We start from the raw sequence: 22,816 nt of genomic DNA, 5'->3' as shown, positions 1-22,816 counted from the left end.
CTGTGTTGTTATTAGCTTGATCCTTTGGCTTTATTGATTAACTCCAGGAAGCTGGTAACATTTAGATAGCCTGTTTCCCGCTGAACAAGCTCGCCGTCAGGAGAAAAGAAAAGATATGTCGGAAAGCCGGTTATCTGATATTGTTGTTCAATCGTCCGTGCATCATTTGCCCATGATTTAACGTAGCTGTTATCTGCTGAGGTTTGGTCAAATTGTATCTTCACGTTGATAAAACCTCTATTTAGAGCATCGCCAACCACTTTTCTAGGAAAGACATCTGCATCCATTGCTTTGCACGGACCGCACCATGTAGCAAAACAGTCTAGAAATATATATTTATTTTCTGCTTTCGCTTTTGATTTTAGTGCTTCCCAACTGAGTTTGTTGTCAAAAATTATTCCCTGATCTGTCGGCAGTGGCCAAGTGGGTTGGCCTTCTTTCATCAGTCGAAGATTTTTCTCCAAATCAGAAAGAAGCTCTTTATCTAACGAGTGTTTTATAAAGGATACAGCCATATTTTGTGCCGTTATTGCTTTATGTCTATGTCCTAGTTTGTATAGCAAATTAGCATAGGTATCAATTGCACTGGCTTTATCGTCTAGTGAGCCGTTTTTTTCAAAATGTCTGCAAGTATATTTTGCCCAGCCTAATGCTGTTTTCAATAGGCTCTTGTCCAAGGTACCTTCGAAAACCTCCCATGTCAGCATATTCCATCCGTAGAAGTTGAAATCCTCTGGGAATTCTTTAAAGAATTGATCGTATGCGGGAACGGCATTAGACCAATCATTTTGTCTTCTAAATTGTTTTGCTTTACGTCCTAGAAATGCGTGCCGCCCAAACCTACCGTATTGTTTCAGGTCTGCTTCAATATAGAGCCAATCTGGTCGTGCATCTTTGTTTATTACGTAAGGCTTTATCTTATTTTCATAAATAATGTTCGAAAGTAGTTCCAAGACATAGGTTTTACCTTTGAGCTTGATGATTTTATTTTCATTGTTCCTAAAAAATACAAATGCTCGATCATCAACAGTTCTAAGCAGTTTTCTTACTGAATCAATTTCTTTGACTGTATAGGGGCTTTTTAAAGAATTAATGAAATTTTCTTGAGCTGGAAGTTTGTTAAATGTACTGATCAGGAAAATTGTTGGTACCAGTGTTTTCAGATAAATGATAATATTTTGCATATTTTAGGATTTAGAATGTTATTTTGAGAAGTTCTTTATGCAGGAGCGAATCGACTTTATTTTTTTCCGAGGGTGTCAATAGCCCATTTTTATTTGGCGTTCTTAAAGAATTATCGTAATTTTTATCCTGTGTACCCTCTCTAGTCATCCACATTGGAGAAGGCTTATCCATGAGGTAATGGTCAAAAAATTGATCCATACGGTCAGAGAAATCGTTTCTAATTGCTTTGGGGCTGTAGAGTAGGTCATGACCGGCGTTATACAATAACATCCAAGAAGGTTTACCTAACCTTCTTAAGCCCAAGAAAAGCTCCAAAGATTGGCTTGGCGAGGTTAAGCCACTATCATTTTTACCACTATACAGCAAAAGAGGCGTGGTGACATTATGCAATGAAAATACTGGCGAATTTTTTATATAAAGATCTGGACGTTCGTATAGGGAAGTGCCCATTCGTGGTTGGCCGAAGACGAGAGGAGATTGAAGATCCAAGCCATCCTTGGTTAAACTACCGAAAGCACTAATGAAATCACTTGCTCCTGAGGCAGAGCATGCTGCCGCAAAAAGGTTCGAATGCGTTAAAATATAATTAGTTTCGATGCCACCAAAACTATGACCTTGTATCCCGATTTTATCTGCATTGACAAAAGACAACGTCGCCAAATATTTTCCTGCAGATTCAACACAATTTAATGCGCTTTCTCCCAAAAAACCTTTTTTATACCAAATGTCAGGTGTAAAGACCAAATACCCTTTATTCACAAACCATGGAATATTGATCGGGCCAGAAGATGCCGCAGGCTCTAAAAAAGCGTTCAAGTTCATACTCAATTTCTCATAATAATATATTATCACGGGATAACGGTGTGTCGGATCGAATTTTTCTGGCTTATATAAAATTCCATTTATCTCTTTTCCATCATACCCTTTCCAACTATGAAGTTCTGACGATAACCAAAAACATGAATCCTCAGGATGTAAGTCACTAACGGGCGTGAGTTTTTTAAAGTCATTAGTCAGAAAAAAATTAGGTGATTCTTTTGCAGATTGTCTCATTAATAGCCAACGATTACTATTTTTTGCCTTAATTATAATTTCTCCAGTTGATTGAAAGCGATTGGAACCAAATGCTACATAGAGGTGATTATCAAATATCACTGGCTTGGGGTCTTTAACCTCACTTAAGTTTATCGAAAAATATCCATTCCGCTTGTTCTCAAGATCAAATGCAGGCACCAAGGTATTCCCTGTAAAAGTTTCTCTTTCTGCAAAAAATTGCGTACTAAACATTATTTTATGTCGCTTGCCATAACCTCTTGTTACACATATTAAGTTACTGGGCTTATTTAAATTTAAAACCCATATATCATGCTTGCTTGTCAGCACCAACTTTCGCTCTTTGTCTATCCAATGAAGATCTACAGGATGCGGTCGCTGAGATTCATCGGAGTCGTAGTAAGATTGCCATTCTGTCGAATCCTTTACGATTAAGACTGTTGTCTCTGAGTGGCTGTGTGTGTCATAAAGACAAAAACTTTTTCCGTCTTTTTTCATGTAGAAAATATACTTTTCACTTGGCGATATTGAGAAATAATTCCCATTTATTACCTCCCCTGTTCTCCAGTTCTCTATTCTATCATTATTATTTTCAATAAAAAAAGAGCTCGTAGATTTTCGATAAGAAACGAAGTCTTCTATTTGAAATAATACATTTTTGCTATCATTTTCAAGCGAGGATATTTTTTTTGTTGTTCTATCAAAAACTACCAACTTTTCGTATTGCGGGCTAGACGCAGGTGATATTTTAATTTTATTTGGTATAATTGTCCTATTAAGATAACTCAGCAATTGCAAATTGGGATTGGGATTTTTTTCCGGTTCACTTTGATTAACTGAATCCGATTTTAGAGTAAAATATATGAATCTTCCGCTAAAGCTAAAATGTCGTAAATGACCTAACTTCATCTCAGTATTGAGAAATTTATCACCTTCAGATAAACACTTGACGGCTTTTTGTTTTCCACCCGAATATGTCCAAATTTCATTAATTCCTGCAGAATCGATTTTAATTGCCCGTTGAAGTCCATACCGCACTACTTTTTGTTGAATTATATTTTTGTTTTTACAAACAGAAAATTGTTTTAAGGTTTTAAGATCGATATAATCTATGGAATTATTATTCTTACCAGTTTCGTACGTTATTAGCATGTCATTCCCACTTTCACCATAGCTGTATTCTTTTACATTATGAAACGTTTTTTCATTACCATCAGACCAATTTCGAAAGTGGGCAGTGCGTTCTCTATCTATGTAAATCAAATATTTCCGATGTAGATACAGCGATGGCATGAAAACCTTCTTCAAAAGTTCTGTCTTTTTTGAACTTAAATTAAGTATTTTAAGTTCATCAATATTCCCAGATTCAAATAGCGCATATCGATCATCTGGACTAAAAAGCACCTTGCTTTCTATATGGGGAATGACTGTGCAATACTTCCATTTATTATCTGATTGTCTTATGGTAATCTGAGTTTTCGTCGATTCGTCAATGGTTCTAATCAGAGAGGCATTGGTCAAGTATGCAATATATTTTCCGCTTGGACTTATACTTCCATTCTTAACTGTTGTCCAGGCATTTATGATAGTCGTGTCCAGATTTTTTTTTTGGCAGAAAGCAATATTGGACAACAAGAGTAATAGAACAAGTAATAGAAATTGTTTCATTTTTTTTTTGATAAGAAAGCCATCGTAAATAATTTTCAGATATTAATGTGTTGAAATCACCATGTAAGAATTTCTAAGATAAAAGTCATTTACTATACTTCAGTTCCATAAGGAAAATCAAGTCGAAAACAACATTCAATAATTGCAAAACAACAGGTTAGAATCAACTTAAATGATCTTCCATTAAAGTTTTTACTGGAAGAAGGATTGAATAAATTAATATCCAGTATTTTGTTTCAAATTGGGGCCAAACAGTAAGTCATTTGTGGGTAACGGCCAAAATTGTTTATAGCTTTGCCAAGTTCCACCTTTGGTTACTGTTGCCGCCGACATTACTTCATCGATTTTACCTACGCGCTTCAGATCGAGCCACCGATGCCCCCATTCGCAAAAAAACTCTACTCTCCGTTCTTTTAAAATCGCACCAGTAATACTCAACTGATCCGAACCCCCACTGTAGTTAGCCAGGCCAGCTCTATTTCGAATGATATTAAGATCAGAAATAGCGGAACCTACACCAGACTCTACAAAGGCCCGACATTCCGCACGAATGATATAGAGTTCACTTAATCGAAAAACATTTGTGTATTCCGTTATTACGTTGCCTTGTGTTGCAGATTTGTATTTGTAAGAATAATTATATGTAATATTTGGAGTTACATTCACATTAGTATAAGATGCTGTCCAAACTTTAGGCCTCTGATCTCCTAATTCAAAGCTGTTCATTAAAGACGCGCTTAATGAAATAGGGTGATCACGATCAGGGCCGGTCGAAGGAATAATAAAAGTCTTACCATCTTCAGTATTCCAACCTGAATTTACTGGCTGAAGTTGCCAAATTGATTCCCTACTATTTTTCTTGAAGACATCATTTAAACTAACCAATTCAAATAAATCGGACCGATCAATTACTTCAGTTGCCTTATTCAATGCGTTTACATAGTCTTTTGTATATAAGTAAATTCTTGCTAATAATGCCTTTGCAGCCCATTTCGTTGGTAAACTTCGTTCTGATGTCGAATTGCCATCATAATCCTCGAATCTGTCGGGCAGAAGAGATTCCGCATCAATAAGATCTAGGATGATTCGTTGATATACGGAATTAGTGGATTGCCTCGATGATTCCGTATTCAGCTTGTAATCTGTAGTTAATATAATTGGAACATCACCATAAAGATTCACGAGATAGAAATATACGAATGCACGAAGAAATTTTGCCTGTCCAACTAGGTTTTCTTTGACCGACGGTGTCAAGCTGTTCGAATTGGTCACTCCTTCAATAACGGCATTTATTGTTTGAATCGATCCAAACCCATCCTGCCAATACCCCTTAATACTACTTGTCAAAGAATTTTGATAATAATTTTGTGCTCGTCCCCCTGCGGACTGAAGGTAATTGAAATCATCCGACTCCAAGCCACAGCGATATGTAATAAATGCGGACGGACCGCTTTCGGAGGTAAGCCCAGGGCTACTCCATCCGATGTAAATTCGATTGAGAGCCAATTTCGCAGTTGCATCCGTCTTATAAACATTTCCCGCATTTACACTGATCGATGGCTCGGGAACTTGCACCATCTTCTTACACGAGCTTACAATTAAAGCTGTAAGAAGCAAAAGGTTTAGGAAGTTGTATTTTTTTTTCATCATTTTTACTTAGAAAGTCGTTTTGATTCCGATTGTAAATGTTTTGAGACCCGATAATTTTGCCCAATCGCCGGTTTCAGGGTCACCTAAATAGTCGCTAATTGTAAATAAGTTCTGGGCTTGCGCATTTAACTGCATCCTTTTGAAAACCTTTCTTGTTGGTATATCCCAAGATAAGGACAGTGTCTTCAATCTCAAATATGTTGCATCAATATAGCCGCCAGTTGAATACTGCATTGCATCAAAAGCATCTCTGGCCTCCGGACTGATATCAAATCTCTGGACATCGCTTACATCTCCTACATTTTGCCAACGTGATAACACGGTATTTGGTTGATTCATGACCATTGCACCGGGAGTGTATAATCCACGAGTCCAATCTGGATTTAACTGCTTTGCGACCTGCATCAGAAAATGCAAGTTTAGGTTTTTATATGATATAGTATTAGAAATGCCTCCGGACCAACGCTGCCCAGCTTCCTTATAAAAATTAGCGTCTTCAAAAACTGGTTGTGAAGTTAAAGTACCATCAAGTTTAAGAAACTGATAAAGCCCTGTTTGTGGGTTCACGCCTTGATAATCATATAATTTGAAGAATGATAATGATTTTCCGACTGTATAACCTTTATATGGTGTATTTTGAATATTTTCAAATTTCAATAGTTTGTTTCTATTAATTCCGAAATTTAGTCCGGCATTCCATTTAAATTTATCTTTATCTAATATCTTTGCACTCAATATCATTTCGATACCAGAATTCTGAACCACTGCATCAATATTAGTCTGAATTGAATTAAACCCAGTCACGTATGGTAGAAACATTGTAAGCAACTGATTGGAAGATCGATTTCTATAAAAATTGCCATTAAATAAGATTCGGTCATTTAAAAACCCCAACTCCAAGCCGATATTTAACTTGCGGGTTTCTTCCCACTGTAAATATGGATTGCTTAGACCACTGGATGATAATGCGTTTAATCCTGCGTATGGAAGATTTGCACTGTAAGCACTGTAGCGATTGAGGTACGTATAATCATTAAGCTGGTCGCTTCCCGTAGTCCCATAATTACTTTTTAGTTTACCATAGCTCAACCAATTTAATTGATTTTTAAATATTGGCCGTTCTGTGAAAATCCAGCCAAATCCAATACCGTAAAAAGAATGAAATTTATTATAATCTCCGAAGCGGCTACTTCCGTCACGCCTTAAACTTCCTTCAATTAATATTTCGTCTCGATATCTATAGTTAAATCTGGAGAAGATAGCTGCATACTTATATAGAGACTCTTGTGGCGCGCCAAAGAAATTTTGCTTAGCCAGCAAAATATTGTTCATCACCTCATCGGATGGGAAATCTATTCCGCTGTAACTTGATTGTCTATTACCCGATTTCCTGAACGTACCACCGGCAGTAAATAATAAATCATGCTTTCCCCATAATTTTCTATAAGTCATCAAAGGTTCTAAAATCCAAGTAAAGTTGCTTGTATTTCCCCAAGATGCCCCGTTAGTACGAAAGGCACGTTCTTCTTGTGGTACTGAACTTAGAGGGGTTGAGGAATACTCTTCATTTGAAAGTTCATTGTATCCGCCATGTATGCTAGCAACCAATCCTTTTTGAATTTCGTAACTTAATTGTAAATCACTCAACAAATTTCGAGTTGAGATGCTATACTTTGTTAATAGATTTCCGACAGGGTTGGCCGTTACTCCTAAGAAATTCCAAACTGATGCTCCTGTAGGAAGCGGAGCCCAATTGATACTTCCATCAGCATTATATAATGATGGCGCATTCGGCGGAAGTCTGACAGCAGCTTCAGCAGGATTCCAATTTGGAAGTCTATTTTCGTCTTGCATATAGCCACCTGTTAGTGATACATTAAATTTCTTATTAAGTGAAGTCGAGCCAATATTAAAGTGAAGATTGCCTTTATTATCATTGAACCTACTGCTTGAAGGTGTCGGAATAGTAGTTTGGATAAATGTTCCGCTGATATTGTAATGTGTTATCTCCGAACCACCGGAAATACTTATGTTTGCGTTTGTATAGTTCTGGGCATTTCCGATTAATTTGCTTTGCCAGTCAGTATTTCTATCTGTATCAAGAAATCCATTGACGTCATAGGCATCACCAGGTATCGCCGCCCCACCACGCATGTAGGCTTCTCTCCGCATTTGAATATACTGCTGAGTGTTTAACATGGGTATTTGTTTTGAGGGTAGATTTCCGCCTTGATTCAGATTAAATTGTATCTGTACCGGACCATTTTTACCTTTCTTTGTAGTGATTACGATCGCTCCGTTAGCTGCTTGACTGCCATATATTGCAGTCGCACTCGCATCCTTTAATACCGAGATACTTTCAATATCATTAGGATTAATAAATGCCAGGGGGCTCATGCCGCCAGTTAAGGAGGAATTTGTTAATGTTTGTAAGTTGGAATAAGGCACGCCGTCAATTACGTAGAATGGCTCTTGTCCTTGATTGATACTATTCTGCCCTTGAATTCTAACAGTCACCCCACCATTTGCAAAACCGGTAGATTGAGTGATTATAAGTCCAGGAACCTGCCCTTGTAAAGCCAATAATGGATTGGTAACATTTTGGCGTTCTATATTCTCTGACTTTATTGAAATAATATTTCCTAAATCAAAACGCTGGGAGGTTTGTCCGTAAGCCATGATTTTGACTTCGTCTAAAACTGAATTACTAATCTCAAGCGATATCTTCTGCCAATCCTTAGATACAACCACCTCTTTAGATTTGTATCCAAGAAATGAGACAATAATTTTTTGATCTTCCGCAACCTTCGTGATAGAGAATATTCCGGCAGCATCAGTAATCGTTGCTTTACTTCCGTCTACTAACTTTACGATAGCTCCAGCGATTGGTTGACCCTTTTCATCGACAACAGTTCCTCGCACATCAATGGCTTTTAAATAATTAAGAATGTTATCAAAAAGAGATTTTTGTTTTTTTCTAATAACTACCATCTTGTCCTCAATCGTAAACGAAAAGTTATCTCCAATTAGCTCCTCAAAAACTTGTTCCAATGGTGCTGCAATAAATTTAACATCAATTTTCTTATTAATATCGAATTCCTTAATTGCGACAAAAACACCGTATCCGGTTTGTTTTTTTATATAATAGAAGATATTTTCAATCGAAGCTCTTTTTTTTGTTAATGTAATTTTTTGTCCAAAAGTGATAGCGCTTACCTGCATTAAGGAAAGCAACAATATGAATGAAGTTAACTTCATAATCAATAGTATTTTGCGTATACACGCCGGAGGGGCGTATAAAAATTTGGTATATATTTTATACATTTGCTTGTCTGTTTGTTGGAGGCAAGGTGTTAAGTGTCAGAAGCTCTCACGTTGCCTGATTCATGAAATTTTTGAATTTCCGATCAATGTTTCGGAACAGATACAAGGACGTCGATCTGATCGGGGTCCTTATTTTTTTGCTCTGGTCTTACCAGGGAATTTTTCTGATGGGGTGCTTCATGTTTTTTGGTTTTTGGTTGTTTGTTTATTGGGTGGTTAGTCCATTTGTGTGTGGGTTAATCTATTTTATCGATTGTCAGGGTTCTTCCGGTTAAGCTGAATTTGACGCTACCGGATCGTTCGATGGTTTTGAGCAGTTTTGATAAATCCGCAAAGCGGCTGAGACTGCCGTAAACGCGCAGGTCTTTGATTTCCTGATCGTTGTATTGTATTTTAATATTGTACCAACGGCCGACTTTGACCATCATGGTTTCGAGGGTTTCGTTGTTGAGGTTAAAGAAGCCGTTTTTCCAGTCGACGATCTGTTCTGCATTGACTTTTCGTGTGCTGATGTTTCCGGTTTGTGTAAGAATGGACTGTTCACCCGGATTTAGCATCGCTTCATTTTTTTCATTGCTGACCTGTACACTGCCTTGTAAAAGCGTTGTGAAGGTTTTCTGATCATCTTCATATGCACTGATGTCAAACTGCGTTCCGATGACTTCGACCTGTTGCTTGCTGGTTTTGACGATGAAAGGGTGTTTTTTGTCATGAGCAGCTTCAAAGTAGGCTTCGCCGCTCAAACTTACCTCGCGTCTCGGAGCTGCAGCAAACGAGGAAGGGTAAGAGATGGATGAGGCAGCGTTTAGCCAGACTTTGGTTCCATCCTGCAGAAAAACTGTTGCGGTTTCTCCATTGGTGGTGGAAAGAGTATTGTATTTTTGATTATCAGAAATATTAGTATCGGTAATGATATAGATGATTTCACCATTGGCGTTTTTGGTGATGCTTATGCCAGGCTCTTTGGCTAGTTCGCCAATACCATGCTCATCGAGTATGATTTTTTTGCCGTTGCCGAGGGTCAGTGTTGCAGCATTTTTTCCGGGTTTGATGTTGGCTTTTGCAATGGCTTCGGTAATATCCGGGCTATTTCTTTTTTGAAAAAGGATGATGGTGGTAAGGATAATAATGGAAATGGTTGCGGCGATAGCAAGGGCAAACCCAATGCTAAACTTTTTTGGCTGCGCTACTGAATCTGCTTTTTGTTGGTTTTGGAATGGGTTGTCAATCTCGTGCTCTATCCGCCTGAACACTTCATCCCACAGCTTTCGATCATAGGGTTGTATTTGGGCATTGGCATAGGCTTCATCCAATAATTGTGTGAGCTCTGCTTCGTATGTTTTGCCTTTAAGGAGATCATAAAGTTCCCTTCCCTCCTGTCCAAGTGTTTGACTGGTCAGGTGGACTTCTATAAGTCTTCGAAGACGTGCGGTTTGGTTTGACATAATTTACAATTCGAGAATGTGTATTTAGGTGAATGTATCCTATAGGCATTTTTCGAAGGGGTCAATAACTATTGACTCTGACAAATATTTTATAAGTACTTGAAAATTAAGTGAATAATTTTCTGTTTATAGTGAATTATTTCTATTAGCTGTTATTGCTTAAAGAGTGTTTTTTAGGCAAAAAGGGGTAATGGTTGGTGGAAAATTATGAGTGTGTTGGTCGGGCAACCAACTAATAATCTTTGAAAAGTGAAAAGAGCGTGGCTAGGGAAAGTAGTGTTCCATTGTTTTCTAGGAACGATTTGATCTGGGCACTGGCGGCGACAATCTGGTTATTGACGGTGCTTTTGGAAATCTGTAGGGCTTCAGCAATTTCCTCATGGCTGAGGTGCTGGGTGCGGCTCATCTCCCATATTTTTTTCCTTTGTGGGGAAAGTTCTTGTACGGCATCTTTGATCAGCGCTTCCTGGTGCTTGAGATCGAACATTTCTTCGAGTTCGTTGTGAAGTTCGGTGGAAACTCTGGCCATCTTTTGCATCAGATCACGGTCAAGGGCAATTTTTTTGAGGTAATTGTAGGTCTTGTAGCGCGCGAGTCGATGAAGGTAGCCTGCTGGATTGGCAACGTTTTCCAGCTTCGTTCTATCATTCCATACCACTACCCAGACATACTGTACCACTTCCTGGGTAAGATCCAAAGACTTGACCATTTTCTGGATAAAGGAGGAAAGTGGTGGATTGTACTGGTCATAAATCTTTTTAAACGCGACCATATCCCCTTGCGCAAATCGCTGGAACAATTCCATTTCATTAGGCAGTTCTTTTCCGGAGGTCATCATGAGGAGGCTGGGCTGTTAATTGTTAGTTAAATTTAATTAAAAAATATCTGCAAAATAAAGTCAGAATTTTGATAATTCACCAACGGGTGCAGTTTTTGATGTTTGATTTATTTCATTCACTATTGGGTAAATGCCCAAAGAATTTCTTTTAAAGGCTTTAAGTGATGATTTATATCATCAGATATAAATCAATCGCCGGTGAATTAATTTCCAAACCCATCGAACATTATCGAGAGGTTTGGGAATCACCTGCCTTTTTCTTGAGCGTAAGCGAGAAAATCTTCGCTAAAACAAATCTAAAATCTTGGTTATCGTCTTTTGGTGGGAAGCAAAAAGGCGTGGAACCCACCTACCGCAACTGAGGTCGTAGGAGACCTTGACGACGGAAAGGCAGGCCCACGCCATTTTGCGCAGGCACTTTTACCTATCCTCTCGTCGTCTTTGAATTTCCTACGTTCCAGTCACGAGACTCTAAGTGCGAATGCCTAAATATTGTTAAGCCTTCGCAAAGCTAATTATCTTTTTTGTAACACAAAGTTATAAATAATTTGTTTAGTACCAAATACTGTACCTGATTTTTTTTCTCCTATGATGAACTTTCGCTGTGCAAGCGAATGAACTAGATAATTATAAAATTGAGCTGGGAGAATGTATTCACAAGATGCGTAAAACCCAGGGGCATAAAGTGCGCCCTTTTGCCATGCTTGCAGACATCGAGCATCACCAATTAATTAATATCGAAAAAGGCAGGGTTGATTTACGGGTTTCTACCTTGATTAAGATTTGTAATGCTTTAGATATTCTACCTAAACAACTTCTAGCGGCTGCATTCGACAATGGATCTGTTTTCCCCGATCCGGAAGTTGACAAGTAAACATTATTAAATCTTTAAATTAGTTGTAACCGCTACGAGTTATAATATCTCAATCGATTCAATTAATATTGAATAAAAGTAAGCGAGTCCTTCGCTTTACAACTATTTCACACCAGTCTAACTTTATTACTGGCCTTTCGATGCGAAAAACCATAAAAATGGTTCTTTTTGTGTAGTCGAATGGTTCTTTTTATGTAGTCTTTTTCGGTTATGTCGGACCATCTTTGCCTTCGTCTCTGAAGGGATAATGTTCATTTTTTTCATTTTGATGAGTTGCCTATTGATTTTTTTTTACGCGACCTGTGCTGTGGGCTTTTGGCTATAGTCTGATCCTACAGCAGGATTTTTTCTAACTAAATTTTGATGTGCTATGATGCAAAAAAGTTATGAGGATTTGTTTGCGGCTTTTGGGGCTGCGCTGGCAAAGGTGGATGGTGATTTCATCGATGAGCTGGAGTCCTTTCCATCGGCGATGGAAGTTTGCCAGGATTATTTAAAGTTGTTAAAGGAATTGTTTGTGCGGCAGGAAGGGATCGATGAAGCTTTTGAAATTGTTTTTTTTAAGTCCGTGAAGCCAAGGTTTTATGCGGAACGGATGTACCGCTTTGAGCGATACCAGCTGGCGCTGAACCGGCCGGTTGGCCGGGATGCGGTGGTGAGGCTTTATCTGGAAGAAGAGCTCTCGGTGCTGGAGCGGTTCCTGGAGAGCTACCGGATGCAGTATTTGTATTTTAAGACAAAGGGTGATGAGCTGGACGGGGTGTATTTTTTGCGGTCTGGGAAATTGCCGCAATCGATGCTGGCGGGTGAATGGGATGCGGACCGTGAATATTCAACGGGTATGGATTACCTGTTTGCGAAGTTCATGGCTTTTGGTCGGATGCGGGAATTTATTTTATCGGAATTGGCTTTGCTTCCGGTGGTGGATTTGGTTAAGGGTTCTGGTATTCGGGGTTTTACTGGCGCTGGTAAGCGCTTTGCCTGGACGGGTGAAGTGATTAATTTGGTGGAACTGGGTTATGGGCTTTGGTTATCGGGACAACTGGATTCCGGGAAAGCGGGATTGATGGAGATTTTTAGATGGCTGGAGCAGAGCTTTGGGCTGGAGATCGGAATCCCCGCGAACCGGTTTAGGGAAATCAGAAGACGTAAACGCATTAGCCGGACACATTTCATGGAGCTCTGCCAGGCTCGGCTATTGGAATACATGGATGAAGATGATGTGTTTGTGGCGGACGGAGAAAAGATTAAAAGGCGTGGCTTTCGTTGATTTTTTTTTGTGGATTGCCTTATTGGTCTGTAGTAGAGATTCTGGGCCTTTGGACTTTAGAAACTTTGCTCTATGAGCGCTGGCAATTCCGCCGGCGCTGAAAAAAATGAATGGTTTATGGATGCTTTAAAAATGCTAAGCGGCCCTTATGGCTGGATGCTGGTTTTGGGCCTATCACTGGCGCTGCTGGTGCTGGTGTGGTACCTGCTTAGGAAAGATGGTTTTGATGGTTCGGGACTTGTCAAAGGGAAAAGGGCTCTGGGTGATGGTGGTCGTGACTTGGATGCAGAAGTTCTGGATGGCTATACCCACCTGATGGGTAAAGCGAAACCCGAACCCGGGGTGTCGGTGGTCTCGGCGGATGATTTCGGGTTTTCCGATCAGGTGAGCGCGGATCAACTGGGGCTGCTTTCAGACGCGCAGCAGGAGATTAGGGAGATTTGCCAGTTCTTGAGTGACAGCGATGGGCAAAAGGAGGATTTCTTTATCATGTTTGCTTCGCTCCGGGAAAAGTATCCCAGGATGACTGGGCATCCGCTGCGCGCTTCGCTCGAGCATTTTATCCGCGAGCAGGTGCCTTTCTTTTTATCCTCGGCGGAACTGGCATCGCTCTGGGATTAGTTTTTGTTTTTGGGGCGTTTTCGGGTACGCTGTCGATTTGGGTTTATTTTTTACTGTTTTTTCTTTTTTCTAAAGCTGTTTTTTTATGGGTATTGAGTATTTAAATGGGTGCCGTTTTCGGGCACGTTTGGGCCGTGCCATGGCTGTGTTTTCGGCGCTGAGGCTTGGTTTTATGCTGGTGATTTTATGCTGTTTTTATGTGCCAACGGCACATGGTCAAGATGGTGTAGCCGGGATCAATGAAGCCACCAATAAGGTGAAGAGTTACTTTGATGCGGGCTGTAATCTAATGTATGCGATTGGGGCGGTATTAGGGGTGATTGGCGCGGTAAAGGTATTCCAGAAGTGGAATGCCGGGGAACCGGATACGTCGAAGGTGGCGGCGGCCTGGTTTGGGAGCTGCATTTTTCTGGTGGTAGTGGCAACGGTGCTGCAATCGTTTTTTGGGATTTAATCTTAAGGTTTATGGGATTAGTTTATCAGGTGAATAAGGGGATTGGAAGGCCCATTGGCTTTAAGGGATTGGTGGGGAGCTATATTGCTTATCTGGCGATTGGACTGGTATTATTGCTTTTGGGTTTTACCGTTGGGTATATCTCGGGCGTTTCGCTTTATGTGCTGTTGCCAATGGTGCTGGGACTGGGGACTTTGCTGGTTTGGGCGCTGGGTAGGTTGTCCAAGCGCTTTGGGGTACATGGGCTGGGGAAGTTTTTGTCGAGGCAAAATGTGCCAGTCTTTTTGCGATTTTCTTCACGCCGATTGTTTCTGGATTTGCGGGTGATGGTAAGTAATCAGGAAAGGCAGGTGCACTGATGGATATGGAAAAGATCATGCCGATCTGGAAAATTGAGGAGGATTGCCTGATTTCGATGGCGGGAGATGTGACGCTGTGTTTTTCGCTGGAACTGCCGGAGACGGGCACGCTGTCTTCCTCGGGCTTTGATGCTGCGCAGCAGGCCTTTGTTAGGGCAGTCAAGGTATTGCCCGCTGGGTTGGTTTTTCATAAGGCGGATTACTTTTTTTCGGCTTCGGTAAAGGGAGATTTTGAAAAAGTTGCTGCCCGGGATTCGGTACTAGCCATGGCCTCAGAAAAGCATTTTAACGAAAGGGCTTATCTAGATCATTCGGCTTTTGTGTTCTTGACGCTGCTGCCCTTAGGCAAGAAACTCTCTTCTTCGGTGTATTGCAATGTGCTGCGAAAATCGATTGCACCGGTGGGGAAATCCGATGTTGGGCGATTGCGGGCATTTTTATCTGCGTGTGGGGCTTTCGAGCGGATTTTATTGGATAGTGGGTTATTTGGATTGTCGCGTTTGCGTGGTGAGCAGCTGTCGGGCTCTGCCAACGTGCCGGGGATACTGGAGCGTTACCTGTTTTTATTGGGGCCGGGCGAAGGCAATATGTTACGCGATGTGCATTTGAAGGAGGAGATCCGGGTTGGGGATAAGCATTGCCAGCTGTATACCCTGGCGGATGCGGGCTCGCTCCCGCCCTTTTGCGGGACGCGGATCGATTCGGAAAAATATTCGACCGACAGGACGAAGTATTCGGTGGGTTTTGCTTCCCCGCTGGGCCTGGAGCTCAGTTGCAACCACATTTATAACCAGTATATTTTTACCGGTGATCCGGCTTTGCGGATCAAGGAGCTGGAAGCGAAAAAGCTACGCCTACAGTCGCTATCGGCTTATTCACGCGAAAATGCCGTGGCGAGGGATGCGGTGAATGATTATTTGAATGAGGCGGTATCGGGTCAAAGGCTGCCGGTAAAGGCGCATTTTAATGTGCTGTGCTGGAGTGAAAATGCTGATGAGCTCGGCGAAATGCGCAACCGGGTGTCTTCGGCGATGGCGAAGATGGATGCGGCGAGTAAGCAGGAAACCGATGGGGCGGCGCAGATCTGGTTTGCAGGCATGCCGGGCAATGAGGGTGATTTTCCGATGAATGAGTGTTTTGACACTTTTGTGGAGCAGGCCTGCTGCTTTTTGAATATGGAGACGGCCTACCTCTCTTCTTTGTCTCCTTTCGGGATCCGACTGGGAGACCGGATGTCTGGGGTACCGCTACATGTGGATATTTCTGATGAGCCGATGAAACGTGGCTGGACGACCAACCGGAATAAGTTTATCATCGGGCCATCGGGATCGGGGAAAAGCTTTTTTACCAATCACCTGTTACGAAGTTATTATGAGCTGGGAGCGCATATTGTGGTGGTGGATATCGGGCATTCTTATAAGGGGCTTTGCAAACTGGTGGATGGCTATTATTTTACCTATTCCGCGGATTCGCCGATTTGTTTTAACCCTTTTTATTTGGGTGAGGGAGAGGTGCTGGATACCGAGAAGAAGGAAAGCATCAAAACCTTGCTGCTGGCGCTATGGAAAAATGAGGGCGAGGGCTACTCGAGGGCGGAATATGTGGCGGTGAGTAAAGCGCTGGGGCTATATTATGAGCATTTGGCCGCCCGGCCGCACGTCTTTGCGGGCTTTGATTCTTTTTATGAGTTTTTGCTATCGGAATATGTGGTGGTCTTGCGTGATGGGAAAGTCAGCCCGGCGGAATTTAACATCGAAAATTTCCTGTATGTATTGAATCCCTATTACAAGGGCGGGGAATTTGATTTTCTGCTCAATGCACGCGAGAATCTGGATTTGCTGCAGGAGCGCTTTATTGTTTTTGAGATTGACACGATTAAGTCCCACCCGGTACTTTTCCCGGTGGTGACGCTGATCATTATGGAGATGTTTCTGGGAAAGCTTCGAAAGCTGACTGGGGTGCGAAAGGTGTTGCTACTGGAAGAGGTCTGGAAAAGTATCTCGAAATCCGGAATGGCGGAATACATTCAGTATGCTTATAAGACCTTTAGAAAATTCTTTGGGGAGCCGATTGTCGTGACGCAGGAAATCGAAGACATCATCTCCTCTCCCATTGTTAAGCAGGCGATTATCAATAACTCGGACTGTAAGGTTCTGCTCGATCAGGCGAAGTACCAGAATAAGTTTGACCAGGTGCAGGAACTGCTCGGGTTGTCGGATCATGATAAATCGCTGGTGCTTTCGATGAACCGGGCGAATGATCCGCTTTTGAAATATAAGGAAGTTTTTATCTCGCTTGGCGGCCATGCAAAGGTTTACCGGACAGAGGTTTCGCTGATGGAGTATTACGCCTATACCACTGAAGAAAAAGAGAAGCTACTGGTGGCGGAATATGCGGCAAGGTATGGCTCGGTTGCAAGGGGTCTATCGATGCTGGTTTCGGATATCCGCTCGGGGAAGAAATTGAATTAATTAACCGATTGTTTTACCTATTAATTTTTGAACATGAATGCATTGTTTTTTTACTGGAGGGCTTGCCATGGGCGGCTGAATTTTATTGGCTGGAGCATCGTAGTGTTGCTCTGCGCCTTTATGGGATGCGGGAAGCTGCAGCCCGCGATTTCAGGGATGTACGTGAATCACGCGGGCAGCGAGATGAGTATTGCGCGGGATACGCTGGTGGTCGAACTGGCTCATGACCAGCAATACCTGATCCACCGCAGGACGGGCTTTAGGCTGATTGCCACGGGAAAGCCCGGGCCCTGGCAATATGAAAAGGAAGAATGGTCAGGTGTGTTTGATGCGGCTTCTGGGGTATTGACCGAAAAGCGAAACGGGAAGCTGATCACTTTTGACCTGGAGCGGGGACTGATGGTGGTGGGCAAGCGAAAATATGAAAGGGTGAGTGATAAATGAGGCTGATGATGGTGATGAAAAAAAAGATTAAGGCTGGACTAAGGGCGTACATGGTGGTACTGCCCCTGTCCGGGGCGCTACTGTTGACGGCAATGCCCACAGAGGCCTCAGCGCAACTGGCGATAGCCGAAGTGATCAAGGCCGGAGTAAAAAAGTTGATCAAGGCGGTGGATCTGAAAGTGCAGCGCCTGCAGAATGAAACGATCTGGCTGCAAAATGCGCAGAAGGTGCTGGAGAATACCTTAAGTAAATTAAAGCTGGAAGAGATTTCGGACTGGACCCAGCGGCAACGGGATTTGTATTCGGGTTATTATTCAGAGCTGGTTAAGGTGAAATCGCTGATCTCGACCTATAAGCGTGTGCGGGATTTGGTAGGGACGCAGGGCGCGATCGTGCAGGAATATAAATGGGCTTCGGGGCTGTTCAAAAAGGATAAGCATTTTTCTGCTTCAGAGCTAGCGCACATGGAAGAAGTGTATGAAGGGATTTTAAAGGAAAGCCTGCAAAATCTGGATGAGCTTTTTATGGTGGTGAATGCCTTTAAAACACAGATGACCGATGGCGCGCGTCTGGAGCTGATTAATGGCGTCGCGGAAAAGATCGAAGGGAATTTTTCGGACCTGAAGGCTTTTAATGACCGCAATATCATTTTGACTATACAGCGGTCAAAATCAATACTGGAAACCAAACAATTAAAGGAGGTTTATGAGATCAATTAAAAGGTTTAGGGTTTTGGTCTTGCTGATGGCTTTAGGATCTGGTAGCGTGACAGCCGCCTCGGCGCAGATGTTTTCGGAATGGTTTCGCCAAAAGAAAACACAGCAGAAATATCTGCTGGAGCAGATTGCCGCGCTGGAAGTGTATTTGGGCTATGCAAAAAAGGGTTACCGAATAGCCACTGAAGGCTGGGGATTCGTGCATGAGCTCAGCTCGGGTGAAATGAATTTGCATGATGCATTTTTTAAGGGGCTGAAATTGGTGAATCCGGTGATTAAGGCAGATAGCCGGGTGAGTGAAATGCTGGTGCTGGAGGTGGATATGCTAAAAGTACTGCAGGGTTTGCGCTCGGCGGCGTCTGGTGAGGGGCTCTCGGCTTACGTGTCTTCGGTATCTGCTTTGGTGAAGGCGGATTGTCTGTCGGATCTGGAGGAACTCGTAATGGTGGTCAGTTCGGGTCGAGTATCGCTTAGCGATGATGTGCGTTTATCTAGGCTCGATAGTATTTATCAGCGGATGCAGGAGCGTTTGGGCTTTGTGCGGGAGTTCGATGCGCAGGTGCGCTCGGTCCTTCGTCAGGAGCAAATGGAACAGGATGCCATCAAAAAGTTGAGGAAGTATTATGAAATTGATTAGGTGTATTATGTTGGTTTTTGGGCTGAGCTTTGGGTTATATTTTCCTGGGTTTGGCCAGAGTACAGAAGCGCAGCAGTTGCTGCTAAACGTAGAAAAGCTCTCGCAGCTCAAAAACATCCTTTCGGATATGAAAAAAGGATACGAGGTGTTATCCACGGGCTATAACTCGGTTCGCAATATCGCCCGGGGAAATTTCTCTTTGCATGAGGTGTTTTTAGACGGGCTTTGGCTGGTGAGTCCCGAGGTGCGGAAGTATTACAAGATCGCGGAAATTGTTTCGATGGAATCAGATCTTGTCCGGGAATATAAATCGGCCTTTTCCCGCTTTTCATCAAGTGGGAGTTTTTCGGTATCAGAATTGGAGTATTTTGGTGCGGTCTACGGTAAGCTGGTCTCTGAAAGCCTGGACGGACTGGAGGAACTGTTGATGATCGTGACCGATAGTAAACTTCGCATGAGTGACCACGAGCGGCTGGCAGGGATTGACCGGGTGTTTGCAGCGATGCAGGAAAGGCTCACTTTCCTGCGGAGTTTTAACCGGAAGAACAGTATCCTGCAGGTGCAGCGCTTACGCGAACAGCAGGAATTGAAGGGTTTAGGCGCTTATTTTAAAATCTATTAATATGGGATTTCGTTTTAAACGTGCGGCTTTGCTGGCCGTTATGGGTGGATTGTTGCCTATTTTTTCTTACGGCCAGCGCGTGGCGGGCAGTATTACGGGATTGCAGCCGGTGCTGGAACAGGTGTATGCGGAGATGTTGCCGCTCTGCTCCCAGCTCATTGGTGTGGCGCGCGGACTCGCGGGATTTGGGGCGCTGTGGTATATCGCTTCCCGTGTCTGGCGGCATCTGGCGAACGCGGAACCGGTGGATTTTTATCCGCTGCTGCGACCATTCGGTTTGGGTCTGGCGATTATGTTATTTCCAATGGTCATTGGGGTGATGAATGGGGTGCTATCTCCTATTGTTTCGGCGACAGGCGGTATGGTAAAAAATTCTGATCTGGCGATAGCGGCGCTACTCAAGCAAAAGGAGGCCGCGGTTAAAAACTCTAAGCAGTGGCAGATGTATGTCGGGGAATCAGGCAATGGCGATGATCTCAAATGGTATAAATATACCCATCCCAAAGATCCCGACCGTTCGGAAGAAGGCATGTTCGAGGGATTGGGGAACGACATCAAGTTCCAGATGGATAGGATGAGCTACAATTTTAGAAACAACATCAAGCAGTGGATGTCGGAGGTTTTGCAAGTGCTTTTCGCCGCAGCGGCGCTGTGCATCAATACCATCCGGACGTTTTACTTGATTGTGCTGGCGATCATGGGGCCACTGGTCTTCGGCTTTGCTGTCTTTGATGGCTTTCAGCATACGCTCACCGTTTGGCTGGCTCGGTACGTGAACGTGTTTTTATGGCTGCCGATTGCGAACATCTTTGGGGCGATACTGGGGAAGATCCAGCAAAACATGTTAAAAATCGACATCTCGCAGATTGATGCGGCTGGGGATACCTTCTTTTCGCCAACCGATGCGGGGTATCTAGTGTTCATGTGCATTGGCATTGTGGGTTATTTCACCGTACCGGGCATTGCTAATTATGTGGTACATGCTGGAGGCGGGAATGCGATGCTGCAAAAAGTAACGGCGCTGACCGTAGGTGGCGCTTCAATGGTGAAGTCTGCTGGAATGGCGGCTGGCGGGATGGCCAGTGATGCGCTGGGTGATCGCTACCGTCAGGTGCAGACCGATAAGGCCGGGGGATCAGAGAATGATTACTTAAAGGATAAGTTATCCGGAAAGGCAGGCAGCTGATGTTTTCGCAGTTAAAAAATATCGACCGTGCCTTTCAGCACATTAAGCTCTTTAGTGTGGCGTTTCTTTTGGTTTGCACGTTGGGTACGGTAAGTGTGGTCTACTGGAGCTTCACCATGGTGAAAGAAAGCCAGGGCCGGGTATATATCCTCTATAACGGAAAAATGCTGGAAGCTTTTGGCGCGCAGCGCCGGATGAATATGCCAGTGGAATTGCGCGACCATATTCGCACTTTTCATAGCCTGTTTTTTACGCTGGACCCGGATGAAAAGGCGATTGCGGCTACCGTTGGAAAGGCTTTGTATCTGGCCGACGGTTCGGCTAAATCGGCTTATGATAATTTGCGGGAAGCCGGATATTATAACAATTTGATTTCGGCAAATATCTCGCAGAAAATTGAAGTGGATTCGATTCAAATGGGCAATGAAGCGCCCTACCCTTTTACCTGTTATGCCACGCAGAAACTCATCCGCTCTTCTTCGACGGTACTGCGGAAACTGGTGACGCGCGGCCGCGTGCGGGTACTGGATTCGCAAACCGATCACAATCCGCATGGCTTTTTGATTGAAGGCTGGGAAACGCTGGTGAATACCGACGTGGGGAAAGGGGCTTTGCCATGATTTTCAGGAAGAAAAATGTGGTGCTAAATGAAGCGCAGGAAAGATGGGCGGTTCGGATGAGTATGTGGTTGCTGCATCGCCAGCGGCGGTTTGCGGATTACCTGAATGCTCGGACAGCAAATTGGTCGACGCTGACTTGGAAGATAGCGTTGACCAGTTTCATTGGCCTGTTTGGGGCTTACCTGATCTGGCTCCTGGTAGGGGCATTTAGCTAATTTTTTAGGAATTAAAATTAAGGAGGAATAAAAATGAATGAAGAAAGGAAAAAGCGCTTGCGCATTGCGCTGAGCTGGAAACAGCAGGTTTTATTGGGAGCTGCCATTTTGGTATTGGTTGGGCTTCTGGGCTATGGCTGGTATTACTGGAAGGGATTAAAGACTTCGAAAACTTCACCTAAGTCGGGGCTCAATACGGTTTTGCCAGATGCGAAACTGGAGCAGAAAGATCCGCTGGATAAAATGGCTTACTATGAGCAGGCCAAACGGGATTCACTGAAAGCTGACACTTCAAAGCTTGCCTTTGCAGCGGAGAAACTTGGCTTTGGTAGTTCGGGTGCTGGTGGCAGTAATGCTGAGTTGCAGGAGCGCAAAATCAATGAAAAGTTGCTAGCGATTAACCAGGCGATTGCCGCACCGTCGCCGGTTCAGGCCGTTGGTGCTGGCGTGAATTTGCCGAAATATCCGGTATCCAATAATGCGCCCTTATCCAAAGATGTGGACCGGTTGGAACTATTGATGAAGGGCATGTCTTCGGCTAAGGAATCTGATCCGGAGCTGGAGCAGCTGGGTGCAATGATGGATAAGCTATTGGTATTGCAAAACCCGGAATTGGCGGGCAGGATGCTTAAAAAGGAGGCGGTTTCTGTTTTGCCGGACAGCGTGTTCAGGGCGGTGCCAGCCGAGGTTGTCGGGAAGCAAAAGGTGAAGCAGGGCACGGTGGTGGAGCTGCGATTGCTGGATTCTTTGCTGATTTCCGGGCAGGTGATTCCGGCGGGACACTTGGTATATGGGTTGGCGGCCTTTTCCAATCAAAGGATTTCACTGGAAATTAAAAATATCCGCTTAGGGACTTCGATCGTACCGGTGAATCTGACGGTGTTTGACCGCAGGGATGGTATGGTGGGAATTAATGCGCCGGAGGCTTTGGTCAGGGATGCGGTATCCGGTGGGATCTCTTCGGGTGTCTCGGGGATCGGCATATCGCGCTTTGATCTGGGGAGCCAACTAGCTGGGGCTGGGATTGATGCGGCCAGGTCGCTGCTGAATAAAAAGGTGTCCAGGCTTCGCCAGACTTTGGTGGCGGGCTATCCCCTATTGCTTCGGGATAATTTAAGAAAAGGGAAACCTTGAAGGTCGGGAACTTTGATGCGCTAAGGGGGG

Annotated in this window: 19 protein-coding genes; 13 read left to right on the top strand and 6 right to left on the bottom strand. The window is 43.3% G+C overall.

The genetic code is table 11. The features are described from left to right. Positions 1 to 11: 11 nt before the first annotated feature. The 6 genes from DF947_RS01580 to DF947_RS01555 all read right to left on the bottom strand — a co-directional run bounded on the left by DF947_RS01580 (position 12) and on the right by DF947_RS01555 (position 11,163). The gene (locus tag DF947_RS01580; protein WP_109927930.1) at positions 12 to 1,184 is read right to left on the bottom strand and encodes a thioredoxin family protein; all 1,173 of its coding nucleotides are present in this window, start codon (positions 1,182 to 1,184) and stop codon (positions 12 to 14) included. A 10-nt stretch (positions 1,185 to 1,194) separates the two neighbouring features. Next, complete coding sequence (locus tag DF947_RS01575; protein WP_109927929.1) at positions 1,195 to 3,906, bottom strand: alpha/beta hydrolase family protein; 2,712 nt, start codon at positions 3,904 to 3,906, stop codon at positions 1,195 to 1,197. Between the two features lie 216 nt (positions 3,907 to 4,122). Next, on the bottom strand, positions 4,123 to 5,556 hold the full coding sequence (locus DF947_RS01570) for a RagB/SusD family nutrient uptake outer membrane protein (protein WP_109927928.1): 1,434 nt from the start codon (positions 5,554 to 5,556) through the stop codon (positions 4,123 to 4,125). 6 nt (positions 5,557 to 5,562) lie between these two features. Next, positions 5,563 to 8,814 (bottom strand): SusC/RagA family TonB-linked outer membrane protein, encoded by a 3,252-nt coding sequence (locus DF947_RS01565; protein ID WP_158526208.1) that lies wholly within the window; start codon positions 8,812 to 8,814, stop codon positions 5,563 to 5,565. Positions 8,815 to 9,116: 302 nt separating this feature from the next. Then, a complete protein-coding gene (locus tag DF947_RS01560; protein ID WP_109927926.1) occupies positions 9,117 to 10,325 on the bottom strand; it encodes a FecR family protein in 1,209 nt (402 codons plus the stop codon). A gap of 232 nt (positions 10,326 to 10,557) precedes the next feature. Further along, complete coding sequence (locus DF947_RS01555) at positions 10,558 to 11,163, bottom strand: sigma-70 family RNA polymerase sigma factor (protein ID WP_109927925.1); 606 nt, start codon at positions 11,161 to 11,163, stop codon at positions 10,558 to 10,560. Between the two features lie 604 nt (positions 11,164 to 11,767). Here DF947_RS01555 and DF947_RS01545 point away from each other — a divergent pair. From DF947_RS01545 to traM, 13 genes are all read left to right on the top strand, one after another. Further along, positions 11,768 to 12,037, top strand: a complete 270-nt coding sequence (locus DF947_RS01545) for a helix-turn-helix domain-containing protein (protein ID WP_109927923.1) — start codon at positions 11,768 to 11,770, stop codon at positions 12,035 to 12,037. A gap of 370 nt (positions 12,038 to 12,407) precedes the next feature. Then, a complete protein-coding gene (locus DF947_RS01540) occupies positions 12,408 to 13,307 on the top strand; it encodes an RteC domain-containing protein (RefSeq protein WP_109927922.1) in 900 nt (299 codons plus the stop codon). A 72-nt stretch (positions 13,308 to 13,379) separates the two neighbouring features. After that, entirely contained in the window at positions 13,380 to 13,928 is a 549-nt protein-coding gene (locus DF947_RS01535) for a hypothetical protein (RefSeq protein ID WP_109927921.1), read from the top strand. A 172-nt stretch (positions 13,929 to 14,100) separates the two neighbouring features. Next, positions 14,101 to 14,382, top strand: coding sequence for a DUF4134 domain-containing protein (locus tag DF947_RS01530; RefSeq protein ID WP_240615318.1), 282 nt, complete (start codon positions 14,101 to 14,103; stop codon positions 14,380 to 14,382). An 11-nt stretch (positions 14,383 to 14,393) separates the two neighbouring features. Further along, complete coding sequence (locus tag DF947_RS01525) at positions 14,394 to 14,741, top strand: DUF4133 domain-containing protein (RefSeq protein WP_109927920.1); 348 nt, start codon at positions 14,394 to 14,396, stop codon at positions 14,739 to 14,741. Beyond that, positions 14,741 to 17,212: a TraG family conjugative transposon ATPase gene (locus DF947_RS01520; protein WP_109927919.1), complete on the top strand. Its 2,472-nt coding sequence runs from the start codon at positions 14,741 to 14,743 to the stop codon at positions 17,210 to 17,212. The genes DF947_RS01525 and DF947_RS01520 overlap by 1 nt, the downstream gene beginning before the upstream one ends. Before the next feature lie 33 nt (positions 17,213 to 17,245). Further along, positions 17,246 to 17,656 carry a hypothetical protein gene (locus DF947_RS01515; protein WP_109927918.1) on the top strand — a complete coding sequence of 137 codons (411 nt, stop codon included), beginning with the start codon at positions 17,246 to 17,248 and terminating at the stop codon, positions 17,654 to 17,656. Between the two features lie 5 nt (positions 17,657 to 17,661). Then, entirely contained in the window at positions 17,662 to 18,375 is a 714-nt protein-coding gene (locus DF947_RS01510) for a conjugal transfer protein TraI (RefSeq protein ID WP_240615300.1), read from the top strand. Continuing rightward, positions 18,362 to 19,009: a hypothetical protein gene (locus DF947_RS01505; protein WP_109927916.1), complete on the top strand. Its 648-nt coding sequence runs from the start codon at positions 18,362 to 18,364 to the stop codon at positions 19,007 to 19,009. Before DF947_RS01510 ends, DF947_RS01505 begins: the two co-directional genes overlap by 14 nt. Continuing rightward, the gene (locus DF947_RS01500; protein ID WP_109927915.1) at positions 18,996 to 19,631 is read left to right on the top strand and encodes a hypothetical protein; all 636 of its coding nucleotides are present in this window, start codon (positions 18,996 to 18,998) and stop codon (positions 19,629 to 19,631) included. Before DF947_RS01505 ends, DF947_RS01500 begins: the two co-directional genes overlap by 14 nt. 1 nt (position 19,632) lies before the next feature. Further along, positions 19,633 to 20,817 carry a conjugative transposon protein TraJ gene (gene traJ, locus DF947_RS01495; RefSeq protein ID WP_109927914.1) on the top strand — a complete coding sequence of 395 codons (1,185 nt, stop codon included), beginning with the start codon at positions 19,633 to 19,635 and terminating at the stop codon, positions 20,815 to 20,817. Continuing rightward, positions 20,817 to 21,437: a conjugative transposon protein TraK gene (gene traK / locus DF947_RS01490; RefSeq protein WP_109927913.1), complete on the top strand. Its 621-nt coding sequence runs from the start codon at positions 20,817 to 20,819 to the stop codon at positions 21,435 to 21,437. Before traJ ends, traK begins: the two co-directional genes overlap by 1 nt. 248 nt (positions 21,438 to 21,685) lie before the next feature. Beyond that, the gene (traM, locus tag DF947_RS01480; protein ID WP_109927911.1) at positions 21,686 to 22,786 is read left to right on the top strand and encodes a conjugative transposon protein TraM; all 1,101 of its coding nucleotides are present in this window, start codon (positions 21,686 to 21,688) and stop codon (positions 22,784 to 22,786) included. Positions 22,787 to 22,816 lie beyond the last annotated feature (30 nt).

It is taken from the genome of Pedobacter paludis (assembly GCF_003173575.1).
In the GTDB taxonomy this organism is placed as follows: Bacteria; Bacteroidota; Bacteroidia; order Sphingobacteriales; family Sphingobacteriaceae; genus Pedobacter; species Pedobacter paludis.
This window is presented reverse-complemented; position numbering and strand designations above follow the sequence as displayed.